At 42.9% G+C, this 20,684-nt stretch carries 17 protein-coding genes; 7 read left to right on the top strand and 10 right to left on the bottom strand.

Annotated elements, in window-relative coordinates; genetic code table 11:
• Nucleotides 1-69: 69 nt before the first annotated feature.
• From ACG3M1_RS16715 to ACG3M1_RS16685, 7 genes are all read right to left on the bottom strand, one after another.
• Nucleotides 70-201: a DUF3789 domain-containing protein gene (locus ACG3M1_RS16715; protein WP_008817934.1), complete on the bottom strand. Its 132-nt coding sequence runs from the start codon at nucleotides 199-201 to the stop codon at nucleotides 70-72.
• A gap of 4 nt (nucleotides 202-205) precedes the next feature.
• Nucleotides 206-1,417 carry a MobT family relaxase gene (gene mobT, locus ACG3M1_RS16710; protein ID WP_008817933.1) on the bottom strand — a complete coding sequence of 404 codons (1,212 nt, stop codon included), beginning with the start codon at nucleotides 1,415-1,417 and terminating at the stop codon, nucleotides 206-208.
• A 171-nt stretch (nucleotides 1,418-1,588) separates the two neighbouring features.
• Nucleotides 1,589-2,992, bottom strand: a complete 1,404-nt coding sequence (locus ACG3M1_RS16705; protein WP_008817932.1) for an FtsK/SpoIIIE domain-containing protein — start codon at nucleotides 2,990-2,992, stop codon at nucleotides 1,589-1,591.
• A 67-nt stretch (nucleotides 2,993-3,059) separates the two neighbouring features.
• Entirely contained in the window at nucleotides 3,060-3,851 is a 792-nt protein-coding gene (locus ACG3M1_RS16700; protein WP_008817931.1) for a TIR domain-containing protein, read from the bottom strand.
• 73 nt (nucleotides 3,852-3,924) lie between these two features.
• Nucleotides 3,925-4,290 carry a YdcP family protein gene (locus ACG3M1_RS16695; protein WP_008817930.1) on the bottom strand — a complete coding sequence of 122 codons (366 nt, stop codon included), beginning with the start codon at nucleotides 4,288-4,290 and terminating at the stop codon, nucleotides 3,925-3,927.
• A 15-nt stretch (nucleotides 4,291-4,305) separates the two neighbouring features.
• Nucleotides 4,306-4,620: a YdcP family protein gene (locus ACG3M1_RS16690; RefSeq protein WP_008817929.1), complete on the bottom strand. Its 315-nt coding sequence runs from the start codon at nucleotides 4,618-4,620 to the stop codon at nucleotides 4,306-4,308.
• Nucleotides 4,621-4,853: 233 nt separating this feature from the next.
• Entirely contained in the window at nucleotides 4,854-7,217 is a 2,364-nt protein-coding gene (locus ACG3M1_RS16685) for a VaFE repeat-containing surface-anchored protein (RefSeq protein WP_395815464.1), read from the bottom strand.
• A 751-nt stretch (nucleotides 7,218-7,968) separates the two neighbouring features.
• On the opposite strand from ACG3M1_RS16685, the gene ACG3M1_RS16680 reads away from it, so the two are divergent.
• Nucleotides 7,969-8,943: an Rpn family recombination-promoting nuclease/putative transposase gene (locus tag ACG3M1_RS16680; protein WP_055200359.1), complete on the top strand. Its 975-nt coding sequence runs from the start codon at nucleotides 7,969-7,971 to the stop codon at nucleotides 8,941-8,943.
• A 562-nt stretch (nucleotides 8,944-9,505) separates the two neighbouring features.
• Nucleotides 9,506-9,955, top strand: a complete 450-nt coding sequence (locus ACG3M1_RS16675) for a hypothetical protein (protein ID WP_008817926.1) — start codon at nucleotides 9,506-9,508, stop codon at nucleotides 9,953-9,955.
• A gap of 33 nt (nucleotides 9,956-9,988) precedes the next feature.
• Here the strand turns inward: ACG3M1_RS16675 and ACG3M1_RS16670 are convergent, their stop codons facing one another.
• The 3 genes from ACG3M1_RS16670 to ACG3M1_RS16660 all read right to left on the bottom strand — a co-directional run bounded on the left by ACG3M1_RS16670 (nucleotide 9,989) and on the right by ACG3M1_RS16660 (nucleotide 14,959).
• Nucleotides 9,989-12,187 (bottom strand): Ig-like domain-containing protein, encoded by a 2,199-nt coding sequence (locus ACG3M1_RS16670; RefSeq protein ID WP_008817925.1) that lies wholly within the window; start codon nucleotides 12,185-12,187, stop codon nucleotides 9,989-9,991.
• A 650-nt stretch (nucleotides 12,188-12,837) separates the two neighbouring features.
• A complete protein-coding gene (locus tag ACG3M1_RS16665) occupies nucleotides 12,838-13,305 on the bottom strand; it encodes a GNAT family N-acetyltransferase (RefSeq protein ID WP_008817923.1) in 468 nt (155 codons plus the stop codon).
• A gap of 373 nt (nucleotides 13,306-13,678) precedes the next feature.
• Entirely contained in the window at nucleotides 13,679-14,959 is a 1,281-nt protein-coding gene (locus ACG3M1_RS16660) for a transposase (protein WP_395814339.1), read from the bottom strand.
• A 360-nt stretch (nucleotides 14,960-15,319) separates the two neighbouring features.
• On the opposite strand from ACG3M1_RS16660, the gene ACG3M1_RS16655 reads away from it, so the two are divergent.
• The 5 genes from ACG3M1_RS16655 (at nucleotide 15,320) to rpiA (ending at nucleotide 20,593) form a co-directional block, all read left to right on the top strand.
• Nucleotides 15,320-15,940: an ECF transporter S component gene (locus tag ACG3M1_RS16655; RefSeq protein WP_008817921.1), complete on the top strand. Its 621-nt coding sequence runs from the start codon at nucleotides 15,320-15,322 to the stop codon at nucleotides 15,938-15,940.
• Nucleotides 15,941-16,177: 237 nt separating this feature from the next.
• A complete protein-coding gene (locus ACG3M1_RS16650) occupies nucleotides 16,178-17,110 on the top strand; it encodes a lactonase family protein (RefSeq protein WP_002609598.1) in 933 nt (310 codons plus the stop codon).
• 12 nt (nucleotides 17,111-17,122) lie between these two features.
• Nucleotides 17,123-18,535, top strand: a complete 1,413-nt coding sequence (gndA, locus tag ACG3M1_RS16645) for an NADP-dependent phosphogluconate dehydrogenase (protein WP_008817920.1) — start codon at nucleotides 17,123-17,125, stop codon at nucleotides 18,533-18,535.
• Entirely contained in the window at nucleotides 18,532-19,935 is a 1,404-nt protein-coding gene (zwf, locus tag ACG3M1_RS16640; protein WP_008817919.1) for a glucose-6-phosphate dehydrogenase, read from the top strand. The genes gndA and zwf overlap by 4 nt, the downstream gene beginning before the upstream one ends.
• Nucleotides 19,886-20,593, top strand: coding sequence for a ribose-5-phosphate isomerase RpiA (rpiA, locus tag ACG3M1_RS16635; protein WP_008817918.1), 708 nt, complete (start codon nucleotides 19,886-19,888; stop codon nucleotides 20,591-20,593). Before zwf ends, rpiA begins: the two co-directional genes overlap by 50 nt.
• Nucleotides 20,594-20,684 lie beyond the last annotated feature (91 nt).

Below are 20,684 nucleotides of genomic sequence, written 5' to 3'. Positions count from 1 at the left end.
TCGTTCTTTTATTAGTGCCTTAGCTTTTCACTAAGGAACGAGTCGCACATAAGTTCTGTCCAAAATTCATTATTTTTTTCTCCTTTCCATCATCTCAATTTCTCTGTCTGCGGCTTTTGCTGTCTGCATAAAGCACATGATAACTACACCAAAGCCTGCCCCAAGTGTGAACAGGAACAGGTCAAATAAAATGTTTTTCATGTTGTTATTCCTCCTGTGTTGTGATTTTTTCTGTGGAAGTTGTCTGCTGTTCAATCAGTTTTTTATGACGCTCCGTAAGTTTTGCATGGTTCAAAATATCTTTGAGATACGTTGTTCCGTTGGTATCATCTATCTGCTGCAAGACTTTCCAAGTCGGGGCAACTTGCCTGCTTATCCAGTTCAGCGTCCGTGTGAGCGTGTACGGTTCTGGTTTGGTCGTTAATTTCAAACGCCCACGATCAGAACCGATAAAGTACGCCCATCTTTCATTGGTTTTCCATTCGCTGCGTCGCTTTTCCACCTCCTTGTCAGCGAATCGCATATAGCGGTTGATAATATCAAAAGCGGTACGTTCTGCGTCATGGTAGGTCAGCAGGTCACGCACCGCATAATAGGCTCGCTCGTTCTTTAGCCTTATCTCAAAACGGTTTTTGATTTTCGTATCTTCAAGGGGAATCTCGTATTTGACATACTGTTCATAGTCCTTTTCGTAGATACAGAAATAGACTTCCGATTTTAGCGAACCGACATACAATGTATTTCCCATACCGTATCTGTCCTGTTCTTTGCTTTTAACAAGCTCGCCGCTGCGGTAGCTCTTAAAGCTGCGGAATACGGAAATACATTCTTCATGGTTGCATTTCTCTGTCAGCTCTGGAATATCTAAGATTCCTGCCATATCGTTGATGGCAAGGTCAAGACGTTTCATCACACCTCCCTCCAACAGAGCGTCCATAAGAAAGTCATACCAGCTCCTGTGCTGCGCCAGAAGATAGCTTTCCATCTGGCGGCAGCCTTTTCCTTTCAGTTCCAGCAATGTGCCTTTTTCCTCATCGGGCGAAGTCAGCACGAACACATCGCCTAAGACATAATGCTCTGAATAGGAATAGAATCCGAAGTCCTCATGTATCATCACATCAAGCCTTATTTTGAGAATATCCTCAACAATGTGCTTAACGTCCTGTGTGGGGAAACGGATTCTCACATAATCCAAGACCATTTCCAGCGGATTCTCTGGATTCAGTTTGTCCAGTGCGTCCGTCAGTTTCACCCTGATTTCTTCTGTCAAGGTTACTTTGCCAGATTCCAGCCTGCTGATGTATTCTCGGCTGACACCAGCCATGACCGCAAGCTGATTCTGGGAAACGCCGTACTGCGTCCGTTGTTCCTTGAAATGGTCTATCCAGTCAGTATCATTCAGCCATAATCCCTCCAATCAAAAAAAGAATGTGATAGTTGGCAGTATTGTCACATTTCCTTGAATCTTCTAAAAGTCCGCTGTCTTAGCGGTTTTTTCCATATTTATTGAACTGTTTCCAGATAATTTGTGCCCCCCTGTTAGATAACGGGGGCGAATGGTTGCTGTGGCAAGCCACACCAACACAGGCTAGTCCGTACCTGCGGCTTTCGCTCTGCACGCCGCCTGTCCGTCCTGCCTGTTTTTTGACAGTCTGCCGATTTCCTTTAGAAAGTCATGCCCTTTGGGAACAAGAGGCGTGTAAAACTCTGATATAACACTCGTTCCTGTATCGACATAGCCACGTCCTTTTATTTGTTTCAAGAAAAAGTCTTTGTCAACCTCACCGAACATCATAGAATATCCCAACTCTGACATACGCCCCAATGCCACACGGAAGTTGAACTGGTCACGGATTCCGTCACCGAGATATTTTGCGTCTGGACGCTGGCAGGCTAGAATCAGAAAATACCCAGCCTGCCGACCAAGCATGACTATCTGTTTGAGCTTATTCAGCACAGCGGCATTTTCCTTTGTCGTCAGCATTTCCATAAATGCCACATATTCATCAAAGATAAGGAAGTGGGGAGCAAGACCGAGATAGGCATAGTTTTCACCTGTCTTATAGTTTTCCATCATTTTCATGGATTCGCTCCTTGCCATCATGCCATCATAGAATCGGTCAATACAGGCAGTTATATCTTCCTTTTTGTAATAGACTTCTGGCATGATAGCGGATAAATCCGCAAGGTCGGCGTTCTTAGGGTCTAGCACATACATCACCGCATTGCCCTTTAGCAAAGCCTCAATAATGGTAAGGATAAAATACGTCTTACCGCCGCCAGTACCACCAGCAATCAGCATATGGGGGAGCTTGTCATATTCCCACCAGACATTTTTCATCAGACGCAGGCTGCCATGTTCCGCCTGTACCTCGTTAATGGTGATACGGTTGGCAATCGTATCATAAAGTAGGACGTATTCTACATAGCTGTCCTTTAGTTCTTTGGACACCAGCTCGCAGTATAAGCCTGTTTCCAGTTTCTTTTCCAAATGCAGGAGCTGGTCTTGATATTTCCCCAATGTAATTTCTGTGCGGATATGCAGCAGTCCGTGTTCCATGCGGTAATACATCTTAGGAAAGTAAGTGATTTTCTCTTTCTTGCTGGTCGCTGGCAAGTCCTTGAAGAATCCATTGTCCTGTGTGGTTTCCGATTCATACCACCCATTTTCCAGAATCATCTTTGCCAACTTTTGACGGTGAAAGAGCTGCTTTACCCTGTCATACTGGAATCTGCGGTATAAGAGGGCAGCCGCCCCACAGATTAGAAGTGCCGCAATGACAGAAACTATCATGTATGGCGTGACCGTCAGATGGACGCTGCCATCTTGTAGGAAATGAACCGATTTCCAGTCCGTTGCTGCGATTGTCTTTAGGTTTAGCAGCAAGACCACCGCAAGGAAAAGCAGGAGCAGCGAACCAGCCGAAAAACGAAAGACCAGCGATTTATCGCTGGCTCTGATACGGTTTCCACGCTTTTGAAAATGTGGCAAATAAAATCCTCCTTTCCACGAAAAAAGCAGCAAACCTTTTAGATTCACTGCCTGTATACACATTATTTTAAAACAGTTTATTAAAATCGATGTTATAACCAGCCGCTTTCAGTTCCTTAGCGATTTCAATCTTCCAAGCACCACTTTCATCATAGGAAACATATACTACACCAGAAATGTCATTTGGTTTTTCAACATCATCTTTTACAAGGGCGCAAACATTTTTTCTTTCTAATTTCCCTATAAGATACCCGTGTTCAAAGACAACGTTTTGGCGTGCTCTACACCTTAATTCCGCACCATCGTTAGCTAATCCTCCTTTGTCACACGGAGTATACAATACTATACCGAAACCAACATTTGAATATCGTTCAATTTTCTCAATAATTGTTTCACCCTCACTAGCTTGCTCATGAAGTATTATAGGTTTTAGCTTTAATTTTTCTAAAAATCGTGCAACTTCATTTTTTAAGCCATTATCATGTCCATGAACAATAAATATTTTATCACCGCTGATTGATGGATTAGCTTGACTAATTGAAGGATTGGAAAAATATTTTTCATATTCTTCCCGATTAACTTGAATATCTTCATTAATCTCTTTAATGGTTTGTGTATTCTTTTTATGGTTTTCAGGTCTTATCACATATTGATTGCTACAAATATGTGATAAGTTATCCTTGTACCAATCCTCAATAATATTACAGCAGTATTCTAAAACATCAATAGTCATGGTATCGTTTTCTAAATCATTTTTTAAAGTTGCGCAAGGTACAGATATGATTGGTTCAGAGGTATAATCATCAATACTTTCAATAATGCTTAACAGCTTTATTTTAAGAATACTATAGTTAATCATACATAATTGCCTCTTTTCTTTTGATTTATAGAATAATTATACCTTATGTAACATCATATGGGAATAAATAAAATTACTTATTTTTGTTTTGAGAACCATTTAAAGTAGTTACTATGTTCTTCAAAACAATATCGTCTGCCTTGATGTACCAGTCAACATCTGCCCCTTGAAAGGTAGCGGTTGCCACCGTATCAGCCACAGGATTTATGATTTCCACCTCTGCGTTGTAGTCAAATTCCTTTAACGGAACAGTGGCAGGAATACTTACCTGTATCATGCGTCCCTGTTCCTTACACTTCAAATCATAAGTGCGCTCCTTGATTTCTTCAGAAACCGTACCGTCCTCGTTCTGGATATGTACCTCACGACGAAGAGCCGAAAACTTCAATACGCCGAATGTTTTTTCCTTGTCAATGATGATTCCATTTGCTAATCTCATAGATTCGATACCTCCTTATGCTTTCACCATGTCGTCTGCTGACAGGATATAATTTGTGAAACCTCTTGTGCCGATTTTATAACCCTCTGCGGTGATTTTGGGATTGATGAGTTTTACCCTTTCCTCTGATTCAAAGTTCTTCTCACCAGCAGACGCAGGCAGCACGACAATAATATCATCTGCTCTCTGTACGTCCGAATAAAGGTTAAAGCTACGGGAAACGACCGCCATGCGTCCGTTGATCCTACGCTGTTCCACCTTATTTTCACCTGCAAATTCTAAATGCCCGAATGTTTTTTCCATGTTAGGGATAACGTGTTTTAATTCCATAATATACCTCTTTTCTTTCTATATTTTATTGATAGTGTCATTCTGCTGTCGGGATAATATCTGTCTGCTTGTGGATTATCAAGGGCAGGCGTTGTGCGTTGCACCCTTGACAATCCTCATTCAGAAAGATTCGCCATCATCAAGCAGAATTTAGCCAGATTGTCAGATATACGCTGACTTTTTATGATGGGCGGTGAACGGGACGTTGCTTTCATCAGCTGATACCTCCCGTATTAGTCAGCTTTCTTTTTATAAAATCTTTTATAGGCTGCGAAGATAAGACCAGCACTGGAAATTCCAAGCATAGCCAATAGTGCAGCTAAAGGTGTATTGTCACCTGTTTTTGAAGAGTTGCCAGCTCTGCTAGGTGTTTCTGGCGTATCGGATTCCTCTGGTGTGACAGGGGGTTCTGGTTGTTCCTTGACGGTCACGGTTTGTCCCTCGTCGTCAATGTCCTTATGTTCCGCTACCTTGATAGGCTCGTCTGGATTCGTCACGTCGAATAATTCCTCAAAAGTGACAAGCTCCTTGCCTGCAAGCTCGCTGGCATTAAAAGTAAATTCAATCTGAACCTCCATCTTGCTGTCTGTCGCTGTGAATGTAAAGTCATTTTCCACAGGCTTTCCATCAATCAGTAGCTGTGCATTTTCAGATTTTATCATCTGCCAGCCTTTGAGCTGGTACTGTGTGCCTGTTTCCAGACCGTCCAAAGTAACAGTATCGACGATAGTTACCTCCTTGTTGGCATTGATGGTCTTTTCACCAGTTGCCTTGTCACTGGCAGTCGTGTGCATAGTGATGATACGCTCTGTGATTGTCACAGTCTGCCCCTCGTCCTCAATATCTTTGTGTTCCGCTATCTTGATAGGTTCGTCTGGATTCGTCACGTCATATAATTCCTCAAAAGTGACAAGCTCCTTACCTGCAAGCTCGCTGGCATTGAAAGTAAATTCAATCTGAACCTCCATCTTGCTGTCCGTTGCGGTAAACGTAAGGTCATTTTCCACAGGCTTTCCATCAATCAATAGCTGTGCATTTTCAGATTTTATCATCTGCCAGCCTTTAAGCTGGTACTGTGTGTCTTTTTCCAGACCGTCTAAAGTGACGGTATCAACGATTGTCACTTCTTTGCCAGCAACTATCATCTTTTCGCCAGTCGTCTTGCTGGTAGCTGTGGTATGAACCGTAATCACTCTTTCTTTGATTGTCACGGTCTGTCCGTCGTCCTCAATGTCCTTGTGTTCCGCTACTTTGATAGGCTCGTCTGGATTGGAAAGGTCGTATAATTCCTCAAAGGTTACAAGCTCGCTGCCGCCTAACGCACTGGCATTGAATGTAAATGCCATTTCGATTTCCATTTTGGAATCCTTTGCGGTAAATGTGTAATCATTTTCTACAGGTTTTCCGTCAACAAGTAGCTGTGCGTTTTCAGATTTTACCATCTGCCAGCCTTTAAGCTGGTACTTTGTACCTTTTTTCAGACCGTCTAAAGTAACGGTATCAACGATAGTCACACTTTTACCAGTGACGATTGATTTTTCACCTGTTGCTTTATCAGCAGCAGTTGTATGGATAGTGATTTCTGGTTCGTATTCATCTGTCAGCGTACCTAAGTCAATCACGGTCTTATCTCTTGAAACCACCACATCAAAAGCAGGAATCAGCGTCATTCCCTTATTGGAATCACAGCGCAGTTCCTCAATCGTATAGGTATCGTAAGGCAAAGCACCTTTGCTGTCGTCTGGTGCGGAAGTGCCGAACCAGATACCGTCCTCGCTGGTCTTACCCTCATTGGTATTCTGTGTATGGGAAACCCAGTCAGCAGAAGTTGAGAACTGACCGTTTGCGTCCGTTACGATAACATGACTTTCACCAGTCGTCTTGCTTGTGATCCTAAACGGAACATTCGCAAGACGCTTGTGTGTGCCAGCAGCGATTTTCACGCCCTCAATATCTCCACGCTTAATCTGGTTGTAAACGGAATGTTCTTCATCTGTTAAATCAACGATTTCTGTTTCGCCAACTTTGACCGTAAGAGTATACATGTTCTTATCTAACTGGAATCCTTTGGGAGCTTTGGTTTCTTTCACATAATATGTCGCAGCTTTTAGCTCCACAGTTTCAGTGCTGCCGCTGTTATCTGTCGTAAGTGTGGCAAGCTGTTCTTTGCAGCTTTTATCAGCGTAGACACCATAAGTCGCACCAGCGATTGAATAGCAGTCGTTAGATTCTGTAATCCCCGTATTACTGGAAGATTTCTGAATCTTGCCATTTCCCACAGCCAGCTTTGCATAAAACTGTCCTAATTCCTGTCCCTCGCCAGAGTAGATATAACCATAACAGTCATAACGTCCTTTATTTTCTTTAACAAAGGCTTTTGCTCCTGCGAACACTTCATCTTGTACCGCTTTGGGAATTTCATCATAGGCAGCTCGCACGTTATCGCAACCCCAGCCTAAATGAACGCTCAATCTCTGCCAGACCACTAACTGTCTTAACAGGTAGGCGTGCTGACTGCTTATCCCTTTGTGACTGTCCGTGTACTGTTTGACGTATTCTATGGATAAGGCAACGTCAGCTATCTGGTCGGCACTCATGCGTGTGCTTGCGTCATCTCTGGTCTTATAGCCATTTTTAAAATTTGTGTTTATATCTATGCAGTAAGCGTCTTCGCCCTCAACGGTCATGTGACCCTCGTTGAATGTTGAGCCGATAGAACCGTCATTCATTACCTTTTCAACGATTCCCACACGTTCCGCAGATTCCGTCCAGTATTGCGTCTGTGCTGCATGAACCGCAGTAGTAGGTAATGCGGTAAAGACGGTTGCAAGGGTAAGGACACCCGTAAGCAATCGTTTCATAATCTTTATCATAATTTTTTGATTCTCCTTTCTTTCTGAAATATAAAAAGGACGCTCATTTCTGAACGTCCAAAGGGTACGAGTATCTTGATTTCTAGTGACAAATGATTTATATTTAAAAAGTAAAAATTGCAAAAAACTAAGCTCATTTGCTAACAGCTTGCTAACACTCTACGGTGTATGGCAGTACACCTACGGGTATCAGCGTCTAGCAATAACAAAGGCTTTGTCTTTATTTTTTGCCATTAAGCGCCCCATAAAGGATAATCGAACCACCAGCTACCAAAGTTCACAGGGAACTCCTACAAATATGCTGATAATTTATACGGAAAGGTCCTATAGAAGATTGTATAGTGGTTTGCATGCTCATGTATCTTATAGTTTAGAATCAATGAAATATCAATAATTTGTGGATTTTTTAGGAATTTGACAGATTCCATACGTATAGAAGGGTGTAAGGAACCCTTACAGAATGAAGGACATATGAATGTCAGATGCAACAAATCAACTCAACTACAGTAACGATCTATTTTTTAAGTACACCCTTTCCCGTGAGGATGAAGGCTCTGTGTACGCCCGCAACACCATCATTGAGCGTGTTACCGGAATCAGGGTAAAGGAAAGCACCGTGCTCAATCCCAATCTGGATCCGGGCATCATTGGAAAGAAGCGCATCATTCTGGATGTTCATGTGAAGGATGAACAAAATCGCCATTTCAATATCGAGATGCAGACGACCTACAAGGGATTAGCAGAAATGATGCGCTTTGAATTTTACGGTGCCAGAGCATTGAACAATCAGCTCAACAGTGGTAAGAAGTACAGGGATTTAAAGCCGGTATATCAGATTATTTTCATTGACGAATATGCATGGAACAACAGAAATCTGATTAATCAGTATCAGATGCGCAATGAGCAGGGAGAGAATGAAAGCTACTATCCGCTCATCCTTCGTACCTATATTCATATGCCGGCAATCAATGACATCGTAAAGGAGAAGGAAATGCAGAGGCTGAATGACTTTGAACAGCTGGTGTATCTGTTTGAAAATAATGAAAAAAATGATATACTGAAGTCAAAGGAAAGGCTGGTGAAGGTATTCATGGATAAGTACGAGGAAATGCAGAAGGATGATGAGCTGTGGTCAACCGCAATGGCGATTCAGATGGGAGAGGCACGTTACCGCTATGGCTTGGAAGACAGCTATGAAGAGGGGATGAAAGAAGGAATCATGAAAGGGAAAGAAGAAGGTAAAATTGAAGGAGAGAAAGTTGGTATACACAAAGGTAGAATAGAAGGAAAGATATCACTGCTGCTCCAGCTGCTGGATAGTAAATACCATGAGGATTGCTCAGTCTGGCTATTTTCTTTGAACAATGAACAGATAGAGAATGTATCCAGCTTGATACTGACATGTAATACATTGCAGGAGCTAAAGGATCAGGTTATGATTAGCCAATAATCATACATAAATACGTAGAGAAACTGTTCTATAGGCTTACACTTATAAAACAGTTTTTCATCTGCTTGTTTCCCCAAATTCATAATAATATTGGAAATGATTGCAGCGAATGTACCTAAGCAGGGCTTTTGCTTGTTTATGAAATAGATACGAATGCTGTTGCATAATGCAAATGTGCAAAGGAAACATTTTATCTAAAAAGCAGGCAGAAAACGCCCACCTCAGTGGTCGATGAACAGGTGGGGATGAATGCGTTTTGATGAATGCACAAGCATTCATTAGAAGCCGCTTGCTCTATAGCTGGCGGTAGTTCACAGGGCGATAATAACCCTTTTTCTGTTTGATAAAGTTTTTCATATGGACTAAACGTTCTATTCTGTTGGGCATTCCCTGTCTTCCTAGGAATTGCTATCACTATCTTTTCTATTTCTAATTATATATGTGATTACAATCCTTGACTCTGACAGTGTGTCATAGTGTATACTTGTCATATACAGCAGCAGGATGCCTTATTGGAAACAATAACGGCAATCAGCTTTGTGATTTAAAAAGGAGAACTGTCATGAAGGAATGTGAAGAATGCTACAGCATCAATAACCGCTCAACACCTATATTGAATCCCAGAGATTGTCTGGAAAATCATCTGCAATACATATGTGGAACCTGTGGCAGATGCATCTGTGTGAATAGGACGGAGAAAAGTGGTCTGCAAAGATGGAATTTCCCTTTCAAAACACTGGAAACCGCCAAGCTGTATCTGCGTAGTGCTGATATTTGTGCAGAAACAAATTGCGGAATCTATGAAATCAAAAATAAAAAAGGACGACATTCCTATAAGATTTTTAATAGCACCTCCATTGCAGCCGCTTATACTAACAACCATAAGGTATGTCTCAATGAGAAACCTCTATATCAAAGAGAGAGATTTAAACGATATCCAAACGCTGAAATAAGACGTTTAACTTCACATGAAGTTGACATATATCTAAAGGAACAGAATGAGACAAAATAAAAACCGGCAATCCGGTTTTTATTTATGACGATATTATTTCATCAATTGTTTTCTTTTACGCTGAATAGCAACAATTCCCATCGAAACGAATCCAAGCAGTGCAAATGCTGTAAAGAGACCTGCATTTGTTGTATCTCCGGTATTCGGTGATTTCTTATCACTGGATGGTTTTTCAGGTGTTGACGGTTTTTCTGTAGCTGCTACTTTTTCATAAACAGGTTTTACAAGCAAATCCTTGGTTACCTTCGTAAAATCAGTATCCCATTTCACAAAACGATAGCCTTCAACTTCCGGTGCTTTTGGTGCTGTTGCCGCTTTGTTAGCTTCAACCTTTTCAGTTCTCAGCACTGCGCCATTCATATCGACAAAGACAACATTATAAATCGTCTTTTCTGGTGTTGGTGTTGGTGTCGGTTCTGGTGTTGGCTCCGGTTTTGGTTCCGGGGTAGTTCCATTATCTTCAACTTTTTTATCCTCATATACGACAGCATAAGTAGAGAAACGATCTGTTCCAAAGGTTAAAATATTCTTATTACGCTCTGGTACTATTTTATTAACAGCTCCATTATGAACACGAAGTATATAGAATTCTCTTCCTTCTGCTAATAGATTCTCAGGAACCACAACAGTAAATTTCATAGGGGTACTCAGATTTGTAATATTTCCTAATTCAATATCATCTGCTTTAATTAAGACACTCAGATCAAGATACATTGCTACTGTTGCTGTATTATTACTTTCAGCGGTCAATGCTTCCAGTTCCTTTTGAATTTTTTTAGCATCAGCCTGTACCTGAGCATTACCGGAATTAGCCTTCTGCACATCTGCAACAACCGTTACTGTCTTGCCTGCTTTTGCAGCTTCAATAACAGCATTGGCTGTATCTGCATCTGTGAACTCACTGGAGCCTGCAATAATCTGATCAGTTACATCTTTCAATAACTGTTCTGCTTTCTCATCATTTACACCGACCTTGATTTCATCAGTAGGTTTGGATGTATCAATGGAAGGAGTTTCTACTGCTACAGGCTTGGTAACAGTTACTTCACAGTTTGCTGTCAATCCACCTTCAGTTGTTGCAATAATGGTGACTTTTCCTGGAACTTTCGCTGTAACCTTTCCATCTTTAACAGAGGCAATCTTCTCATCACTAGAAGACCATTCTACAGTTTCTGTTTTAGATTCATCTGGTGATAAAGTAGCAACAAGGATTTCACTCGTCCCAACCTCTAAGGTTATGTTTTTCTTTGATAATTCAATGTTTGTTGCTAAAGGAATAACAGCATAACCTTTTTGACCAAGAAAAACTTTGTATCCTTCAGCAACATGACCTTTATTCAATGATGGATCAGAAGAAAATAATCCGCCTGTAATCGATACACTTCCAAATTTCTCAAAACTTCCATTCATAGGAGCTATTGAAGAATTTTCACTTTTAAAGGTTCCATCATGTATAACTAACTGTCCTTTATCCATTACATCATCCAATTTGCCATTTAATATAGCATTACCATCTGATGTGAATTCACCACCATTGATAGTAGCAATATTCCAATTCAGTAAAGCTGCTTGTACTGTATTTGAAAAAGAGCCACCATTTATCGTAAGTTCACCATAGTCATCATTTTTAATCGTATTTAATCCTCCTGAAAATGTTCCCCCGTTTATTTCCATCAGTGAAGCAGTTCCTGTTTTGTTTTCTTTACCATTTTGCCATCCATTTTCAATCATACTTGAATAACGACCATTTTGTGAAACAGAAACTGATGAATTGATTGTCATATCACCATGATTTCGTATTGTATAAAATGAGTTTCCACCAGAAGTGGTACTATTGATACCATTTTCTTTACTTCTAATAAAATTGCCGCTATTCAAAATTGCTACACCATCATTGTCCAGTGCTGCCTTAGCATGAGTTACATTGTCAACTGTACCAGCAGTTCCATCAATAGTCAAAACTCCCTTGTTGTAAATTGTGTGGCTTGTTTCATTAGTCAGCGTCTTTCCACCTAAATCCAAAGTTATTGATCTATTTTCTGGTATCACGACATCTGCACTGATATTTTCTCCTAATCGAATAGTAGAAATATTGACGTTTTTGATTGCTTCCTGTAATTGTTCTTTTGTTTTAACTGTAGCTTCTGTTGATTCTTCAGCATGTAGCGGTTGCGGTAACATACATCCGACAGCGAGTGCCATAGATGCAACAATTGTTAATAATTTTTTCATACAGTATGTATTCCTCCTTTTTCCATCTTCCAAACATTTAAAAACTAGATATTCTTGTATTCTATCCCTTCCATCTCAAAACGTATAGGAATAGAAACAGCTATGCATGAGCAGGTTTTTTAAGATGAACAAGAGGTGTATCAACGTGAAATATGCAATTCGGATTTCTCTAATGTGTGTATGCTTTTCGTGTGTAACGGCAAATGCAAGTACGTTATCTGCAAAGCGGCATACTCCGGATGTAGCTGTCCTTGCATGCCGCACAGCTCTATTTATGCTGGGAGCGGTATCCTGTGGAATTCTGGTATCTGAGCAATTAAGGAAGTACAGGGGTAAATAATGCAGAGAAGCAGAAGGGCTCGCATTTAAGTGTTTATGAAAAAGGAAATCCAGCTTCTTACGCCTGTGTAGTAAGGCTGTGGATTTCCTATTTTAAATGCTTACCATCATTGATTGTTAAGCTGCTGTTGAAGCTGAAGAAAAAGAATGCGGTCATACCACAATCCGTAAAAGGACTGGCTTTTCCTATAGACTGGACTTCTTTTGACCTTCTTTTCCTCCTCGATTTTTTGATTCCTTAAAGACAGGAAATGCTTCCAAGGTTTTATCTGCAACTAGCGCAATCCTGCAAATACTGCCTGTTTGCGTGCTTATAGAGTTTTGGCGGTATACATCCGGATAGAATCGCCGCTGTCCTCCCTGATCAAGGATAGATATTCCCATCCGCAGACTTCATAAAATACGGTGTGGTCAGTGATGAGATAAAGCCGTGAAAGCCCTTCGCTGCCTGCCTCCCTGCGAATGTGATCTAGCAGCGTCCTTGCATATCCGTTGCCCCGCCACGCATTCTCCACATACAGGGCACATACATTTGGCGTTAATTCTTTACGCTCATGAAAATCATTGGCAATCAGTCCTGCACCGGCGATGATTGTTCCTGATGAATCCAGAATTACATACCATTGCGGAATGAAGGCAGTACCTGTACTACACTCCTGCATGCTATCCTCATAAGCCTGACAGGGAATCTGCCATTTGCTGTGAAACCATTGTGCTGCCACCTTAAGAAGCTGCGGTTGTTCACGCAGGGAGAGCACCGTAAAAGCTTTCCTTTCCATAATCCTGCCTCCTTTTTGTGGACTTATTATAGCACACGGAAAATACAGAAGCCATGTAATCGGTATCATGTGAAAATGCTGAAGTGAAAAGTTAAATTCCACTTTCAAAAGGCGAATAAAAAATGTGGAACTTTCTTCTACAAAAGTCTATACAGAGCATAAATATAGCGTTAGAAAGGGTTTCAAATAGGTAGAAGTAAGTAAAAATGTGAAGAAAGTGGTCATTGTGCGAATGATAGATAAAATGAATAAGCGCACTGAAAATAGGCTCCATTATGCCTATGTATAACTAAATTCCACTTCTATTTTATAGTTACACTATAAATAACTGTTCTTTGCCGCTGCTCTTATCATTCTTTATATCATCTGTTTGTTACTTATGAGTCAATACGCTTGGACGAAGTATCACTTCGTCCTTATCTATTTTCTGTAGACCAAATTCATAAAGTTTCTGCGCTAATTCCGGACACATGAACTCACATAGCTCAAATGGGAATTTTCCATTCAAATGTTCCTTGGCACTGGAATTGATATGTGAGATGGCTACATTCAAGGAAGTCTGATCGGTCAGGCCGATACTGCGTAAGTCTACTTCGTTAGGTAATATATAACGTAATTCACGATGCATATTTTCCAGGCTTCCTTTCTGCCCGGACTGCATAGGGTCGCAATAGAAGACTCGTGTCCTTCTGGTACCATCGTCTCTTTTTTCCATATGCTCAGCATCAGTAAATTCACCTCCGCGATCGGTGAGTGTTATATGAGCTTCCTGTTCAAACAGGCTTTTTCCAAGGATGGAATCAAGAACAGCTAGTCCGTCAACCATATCTGCAGCAGTCTTCGTGTCGTGATATACAGCAAACAGGAGCCCATATTTGATGAATTTGAAAGTCTGGATAAACGGTCCATTGGAAATGTCATTGTAGACTGTATCCATTTGTAAAATGTGAGTGATTTCCTCAGACTCAACATAGGATTGGTAATCTGTGTAAAGCCGTCCAACAAGGAATTTACGGTCTTGTCGTTTTTTATAGATCGTCTTCTTCTTAGCGGTCATTTTTCTTTTGACTTTTATACGAAGGTCAATATTAGCAATGCCAACACATTCGAATACACCTTGTTCAATATAGTTGTAGAGTGTCTTCTCACTGATTCCAAGTTCGGGATGTGCAGCTATGATCTGATAAGGTGAATGACCTTTTAATAGAAGAGGCTTGATGGTATTGCCTAGCTCTACAGCTTCTGATGAGGTCAGATTGATTCCGGTTCGAGACTCAACGAGTTCGCTACGGTATTCCTCATAGGCGATCGTAGGTTTATAGAGGTATTTATCAAAGCGGCAGCTTTTCAGTTTCTCACAGCCATTACAAGCTCCCGGAGTACGATCTCTGCGTTTGCAGCGGAACTTAGAATAATCAGGGCAGTTGACAGTACAATTCTTTCTCTTAAACTTACAGTGAGCATAGTTCTCACATTCTAGAGAAAGTGTAGATTTATGAGAGAGATAACGGTGAGCACGGATTTCCTTACCTATCGTAGATTTATCTTTGCCTAGATTATCAGCAATAGCTTTTTTAGAAGAACCATTAACGATGCCGATCGCGATGACATTGCGATCGTCCTGAGTCAGATGTTTGTTTTTGTTCGTTGCCATATTCATCACCCTTTGTAATGTGTATGATAATAACCAGCGGTTACCTTCATCATAGATATAAAAAAGGATATATGAAAGACTAAATGCAATTGTAAGTGTAAATTCAACTAGATTGTTGTGTAAGAGTCTTTTCTACTTAGCTACTTTGAAAGTGGAATTTAACTTTTCACTTCAGCATCATGTGAAAATATACACAAAGTTATTGGCAGAGAATGGGAATTGTATTATAATAAATGCGTCATCCGTGTATAGAAGATATTCTGACAGGATCTGTTTGGACCTGTAAAGAATGGGACAATACGGAAGGACATCTTTCGATAGACATCGCATCTGTAAGAGAGCGAGAGTAGGAGGACACATATGAAATCGAAAAAAACGCAGTACATGTCCATCATGGCCATGTTTTTGGCTATCCAGATCATTCTGGTAGTCACACCCCTGGGTTATCTGCCAATCGGACCGATCAGCGCGACAACCATGCATATACCCGTCATCATTGCCGGGATAGCACTCGGTAAAAAGGCAGGTGCACAGCTGGGCTTTGTTTTCGGACTGACCAGTGTGCTTAATGCGACATTCCGTCCGACACTGACATCATTCTGCTTTTCCCCCTTTGTAACGATTGGCGGAATCGGCGGAAACTGGATGAGTCTGCTTATCGCCTTTGTGCCAAGGATTCTGCTGGGATATCTTGCCGGTCTTATTTATGAAAAGCTGTGCAGGAAGGGGATTAACGAAAATGTTGGAATCATCGCCGGAGCATTAACCGGGGCAATTACCAATACCGTTCTGGTGCTTGGTGGTATTTACCTGTTTTTTGGGAGTGCTTATGCGGATGCCATCAAGGTTGCTTACGATACCTTGATCGCAGTTCTGCTTGGCGTTGTGGCAACCAATGGAATTGCCGAGGCGATTTTAGGAGCGGTTGCGACCCTGCTGGTATGTAAGGCAATCAGGCCGATCACCAGAAAATTTAATTAAATACGATTACAAATCAAATTCTCTAATGTAAACAGGGGATTTGATTTTTTTGCATTTACATATAAATTTATCGATATACAATCCTCTGTAACAGTTTCATGCTTGCTGAAAAGGATACCGGTTTTCATATTCGCTTCTTATCTTTTGTGCATGATGTTTGCAATTATGGAAATACTTTTGTATGATAGGTATACAATGTGACTTTAAAAAATAAAGTAAATACTGGAGGTATTCACTATGAATGAAATAAAAGGCTTTGTGGGAACCTATGCGCCCGCAAAAGGAATTTATTCCTTCCTATATGATGTACAGAAGGATGCATTTGTAAAGACGGATTTGTTTTATCCTGTCAAGGATGCAAAGTATCTGTCATATTATAAAAACAGACTGGCGTTTCCCACACAGCTTGCGGATGCCAGACTCTGTGTTCTTGCGAATGGCAGAGAGCTGCTTGCAGGACTGGAAAACAGTACCGCCTGTTATGTGGTTCAGGATGAGGATTGTGTTTACACGGTAAATTATCATGACGGTACCCTGATACGCTATCGTTTCAGCGAGGAAGGGCTGCATGAGGAAAGCATTGTGCATATTCAGCATGAGGCAGGTGCTCATCAGGCAATACTGACCGGTGCAACCATACTGGTTCCCTGCCGTCTTCTGGATCGTGTATATGTATATGAGCGCACGAGCATGGAGCTGATACGCGCTATTTCCTTTCCGAAGGGAACCGGCATCCGACATGGTGTATTGGACGATCATGGAAGATTCCTGTATATGATCAGCGAGGACAGCTGTGAAGTATTTGAAATGAATATGGAGCAGGGTGGTGTTATCACCAGAAAGCTTTCTCTGCTGAAAGAAGGGGAACAGGGCGGAGGTGCCGCAATCCGCATCAGCAGCAGTGGTGAAACGCTGTATGTCTCCGTGCGCGGAATCAATCAGCTATATGTCATTGATATTGCCCAATGGCGCATTTTGCAGCGCATTTCCAGTGGCGGCGATCATCCGCGTGACATCAATCTGTCCCCACAGGGGGATTATCTGTTTGCGGCGAACCGCAGCAGTGGCAATCTGGTTGCCTTTAAAATTGATCACATAAGCGGAATGCTGGAGGAAAAGGCACATACGGATACGATACCGGAGGGTGTCAGCATCGTATTTTACGAATAGGAGGAAACACGTATGAGAACGAACAATATTGGTATGGTAGGTCTGGCTGTCATGGGCAGAAGCCTTGCATTGAACATGGCAGATCACGGATATAAGGTAGGCGGCTATAACCGCAGCTATGCGGTGACAGAGCATATGCTGGAAGCTTGGCCGCATGAGAATTTCACTGGGTATTCCACGCTGGAGGAGCTGGTTGCATCGCTGGAAAAGCCGCGTAAGGTCATGCTGATGGTAAAGGCGGGTAAAGCGGTGGATGCCATCATAGAGCAGTTGATTCCATTGCTGGAGCAGGGTGACATCATACTGGATGGCGGTAATTCCTTCTTTGAGGATACCATTCGAAGAGAGGCGTATCTGAAAGGAAAGGGACTGCATTATTTCGGTGTGGGTATCTCCGGAGGTGAGGATGGTGCGCGCTTTGGACCGAGCATCATGCCCGGAGGAAACAAAGCAGCCTATGAGGAAATCCGTCCGATTCTGGAGGCTGTCGCAGCACGGGCAGAGGATGGCACACCCTGCTGCACCTACATTGGAGAAAATGGTGCCGGACATTATGTGAAAATGGTGCATAACGGTATTGAGTATGCGGATATGCAGCTGATTGCAGAGGCGTATCTGCTGTTGAAGCATGTCGGACATTTCGATAATGCGCAGCTGGCAGAAATATTCAGTGAATATCAAAAGGGAGAGCTGAACAGCTTTCTGATTCACATCACATCCGATATTTTCCGTGAACAGGACGATAAAGGTGGCAAGGAGCTGGTAGACTGTATCCGGGATGCTGCACAGCAGAAGGGTACCGGACGCTGGACAAGCATCGAAGCCCTGAAGCAGGGTGTGGATGTTTCCATGATTGCAGCTGCCGGAAATACCCGTGTAATGTCGAATAATGAAAACAGGAAAGCAGCTGAGAAGCAGTATCCGCATGTTGAAATTGCAGAGATCTCCAATCCGGATGCCTTTAAAGAGGAGGTTCGTCAGGGCTTATATGCGGCAAAAATCATTGCCTATGCACAGGGCTTTGATCTGCTGAAGCAGGCAAGTGCATCCTATGGCTGGGAGCTTCCGTTGGGAAAAATCGCGTCAATCTTCCGTGCCGGCTGCATTATACAGGCAAAATTTTTAAATGATATCACCAGAGCATATGAACAACAGGCGGATCTTTCGCATCTCTTGCTGGATAGCTTCTTTCAGGAACGTGTGGTATCCTATGAAAAGAATTTGCGGCAGATCGGTGCGCAGGCAATCCTGAGCGGTATCCCGGTTCCGGCGATGGCCAACGCCATCAGCTATCTGGACCTGTTTTGTGCAACGCATGTCGGAGCCAATCTGATTCAGGCACAGCGTGATTATTTTGGTGCGCATACCTTTGAGCGTGTGGATGAGGAAGGCAGCTTTCACCATGAATGGAGGCGGTGGGCATGAAGCAGCTGACCTTTACCATATTCGGGGGAACCGGCGATCTGACCTTTCGCAAGCTGCTGCCTGCACTGTATAATCTGCAGGCGCAAAGTAAGCTGGAAGAGGACTTCTCCATTGTGATCATCGGACGCAGAGACTATGATCATGCCGGTTATTGCGAGGAGGCTGCAGGATGGATCAAGCAGTATGCCCGTCTTCCCTACCGCATGGATGAATTTGAGCGCTTTGCCAGACGGATCCATTATGTGCAGATGGATTTTACAGGGCTGGAAAATTACGAAAGGCTGAATGCGTTTTACAAAGAACAGCATTTGCACAATCATGTCTTTTACTTCGCTGTTGCCCCGCGCTTCTTTGCGGTGATAGCAAAAGGTCTGGAACAGGTGGAAAAGGCCTGCACGGGAAAGGTCATCATTGAAAAGCCGTTTGGAGAAGATCTGGAATCTGCCAGAGTTCTGAATGAGGATTTGGAACGCTTCTTCACAAAAGAGCGGATGTTCCATATCGATCATTACCTGGGAAAAGAAATGGTGCGCAATATGCAGGCAATCCGTTTTATGAATCCGATTTTTCAGGATGTATGGAATGCCAAGTATATCGAGCATGTGCAGATCAGCGCCATGGAGACGGTCGGGGTGGAAAACCGCGGCGGCTATTATGATCAAAGCGGTGCATTAAAGGATATGGTGCAGAATCATCTGTTTCAGATCTTGAGCATAACAGCCATGGAACAGCCTTCCTCCTTCTTTGGTGAGGATATGCATCAGAAGCAGCTTGATGTTCTGCATGCCCTTCGTCCGGTGGAACAGCTGGATATGAAGGACAGTGTTGTGCTCGGACAGTATTTTCATTACCAGAAGGAGGATCGCGTGGCGGATGATTCCATGACGGAAACCTATGCGGCTCTGCGCCTGTTTGTGGATAATGAGCGCTGGAGGGATGTGCCGTTTTACATCCGTACGGGTAAGAAGCTGAAGGAGCGTGAGATGGAGGTTGTCATCACCTTTAAAAAGACGAATCCGGATGTGGCAGCCAATGTTCTTTTGATTCGCATTCAGCCTACAGAGGGTGTGTATTTTCAGTTCAATATCAAAAAGCCGGGAGACAGTGATGAAATCGAAGCAACCAGTATGGATTTCTGTCAGAGCTGCTCCGATGCGAACCGCATCAACACACCGGAGGCCTATGAGCGTCTGCTGGCAGCGGCTGTACAGGGGGATGCTTCCTGGTTCTCACAATGGGATCAGATTGAAAGCAGCTGGAATTATGTGGAACAGCTGCGTCAGCGCTATCGCAGGGAGCGCCTGCCGCTTGCCACCTATATGGCGGGCAGTGCCGGTCCGAAGGAAGCGGATGAGCTGCTGCAGCGCCATCACCACACCTGGTCACATGCCGATGTCTGAGCTGGAGGAGTTAAAACGGCGCAGTGCACAAAGGGCTGCAGCCTATGTGCAGGATCATATGGTGCTTGGTCTGGGGACAGGAAGTACGGTTCGCTGGCTGATTGAGGAGCTGGGCAGACGTACAGACAGACAGCATCTTCAGGTCGTTTCCTCCTCTCTTGCCTCCAAGCTGCTGGCTCAGCAGGCAGGTCTTTGCGTGGTGGAACCGGATGTCATCGATCACATCGATCTCGTGATTGACGGTGTCGATCAGATCGATTCACGGAAGCAGGCAATCAAGGGCGGCGGCGGTGCGCTTGTCCGTGAAAAGATACTCGCCGAGGCGGCAGAGCAGGTAATCTGGATCATGGATGCAGGTAAGCGTGTGGAAACAATTGAGGATTATACGCTTCCGATTGAGCTTGTACCGTTTTCCCATCCCTTTGTGCGGCGGGCACTGATGAATTGGGGATATGATGCAACACTGCGGATGCAGCAGGACAGCGCTTTTATCACAGATAACGGAAACCTTATTCTGGATGTGCGCATACCGGCATCCCGCTCGATTCAGGAGGCTCATGATGAGCTTGTGCATATCGCAGGTGTTGTGGAAACCGGATATTTTCATATAGAGGCTATGTGTATAACAGCAGAAACAACAGGTGTTACCATCTGGTAAGCTGCTTAACAGGTGAAGGACTGTTTTATTTCGTGTAACGTGGGACGAAATAAAACAGTCCTTTTTGTTATGAAACGCAATGGAGGTGTTG

It is taken from the genome of Clostridium sp. 10cd* (assembly GCF_044336395.1).
Classification (GTDB): Bacteria; Bacillota_I; Bacilli_A; order Erysipelotrichales; family Erysipelotrichaceae; genus Clostridium_AQ; species Clostridium_AQ innocuum.
This window is presented reverse-complemented; position numbering and strand designations above follow the sequence as displayed.

Excerpts from the sequence above, each read along its gene's own strand:
- ACG3M1_RS16690 (WP_008817929.1), bottom strand. The coding sequence starts at position 4,620 with ATGGAATTAAAACACGTTATCCCTAACATGGAAAAAACATTCGGGCAT.
- ACG3M1_RS16680 (WP_055200359.1), top strand. The coding sequence starts at position 7,969 with ATGTCAGATGCAACAAATCAACTCAACTACAGTAACGATCTATTTTTT.
- ACG3M1_RS16665 (WP_008817923.1), bottom strand. The coding sequence starts at position 13,305 with ATGGAAAGGAAAGCTTTTACGGTGCTCTCCCTGCGTGAACAACCGCAG.
- ACG3M1_RS16685 (WP_395815464.1), bottom strand. The coding sequence starts at position 7,217 with ATGAGTGCCGACCAGATAGCTGACGTTGCCTTATCCATAGAATACGTC.
- ACG3M1_RS16650 (WP_002609598.1), top strand. The coding sequence starts at position 16,178 with ATGAATGAAATAAAAGGCTTTGTGGGAACCTATGCGCCCGCAAAAGGA.
- rpiA (WP_008817918.1), top strand. The coding sequence starts at position 19,886 with ATGAGCTGCTGCAGCGCCATCACCACACCTGGTCACATGCCGATGTCT.
- ACG3M1_RS16655 (WP_008817921.1), top strand. The coding sequence starts at position 15,320 with ATGAAATCGAAAAAAACGCAGTACATGTCCATCATGGCCATGTTTTTG.
- ACG3M1_RS16715 (WP_008817934.1), bottom strand. The coding sequence starts at position 201 with ATGAAAAACATTTTATTTGACCTGTTCCTGTTCACACTTGGGGCAGGC.
- gndA (WP_008817920.1), top strand. The coding sequence starts at position 17,123 with ATGAGAACGAACAATATTGGTATGGTAGGTCTGGCTGTCATGGGCAGA.
- zwf (WP_008817919.1), top strand. The coding sequence starts at position 18,532 with ATGAAGCAGCTGACCTTTACCATATTCGGGGGAACCGGCGATCTGACC.
- ACG3M1_RS16695 (WP_008817930.1), bottom strand. The coding sequence starts at position 4,290 with ATGAGATTAGCAAATGGAATCATCATTGACAAGGAAAAAACATTCGGC.
- ACG3M1_RS16675 (WP_008817926.1), top strand. The coding sequence starts at position 9,506 with ATGAAGGAATGTGAAGAATGCTACAGCATCAATAACCGCTCAACACCT.
- ACG3M1_RS16700 (WP_008817931.1), bottom strand. The coding sequence starts at position 3,851 with ATGATTAACTATAGTATTCTTAAAATAAAGCTGTTAAGCATTATTGAA.
- ACG3M1_RS16660 (WP_395814339.1), bottom strand. The coding sequence starts at position 14,959 with ATGGCAACGAACAAAAACAAACATCTGACTCAGGACGATCGCAATGTC.
- ACG3M1_RS16670 (WP_008817925.1), bottom strand. The coding sequence starts at position 12,187 with ATGAAAAAATTATTAACAATTGTTGCATCTATGGCACTCGCTGTCGGA.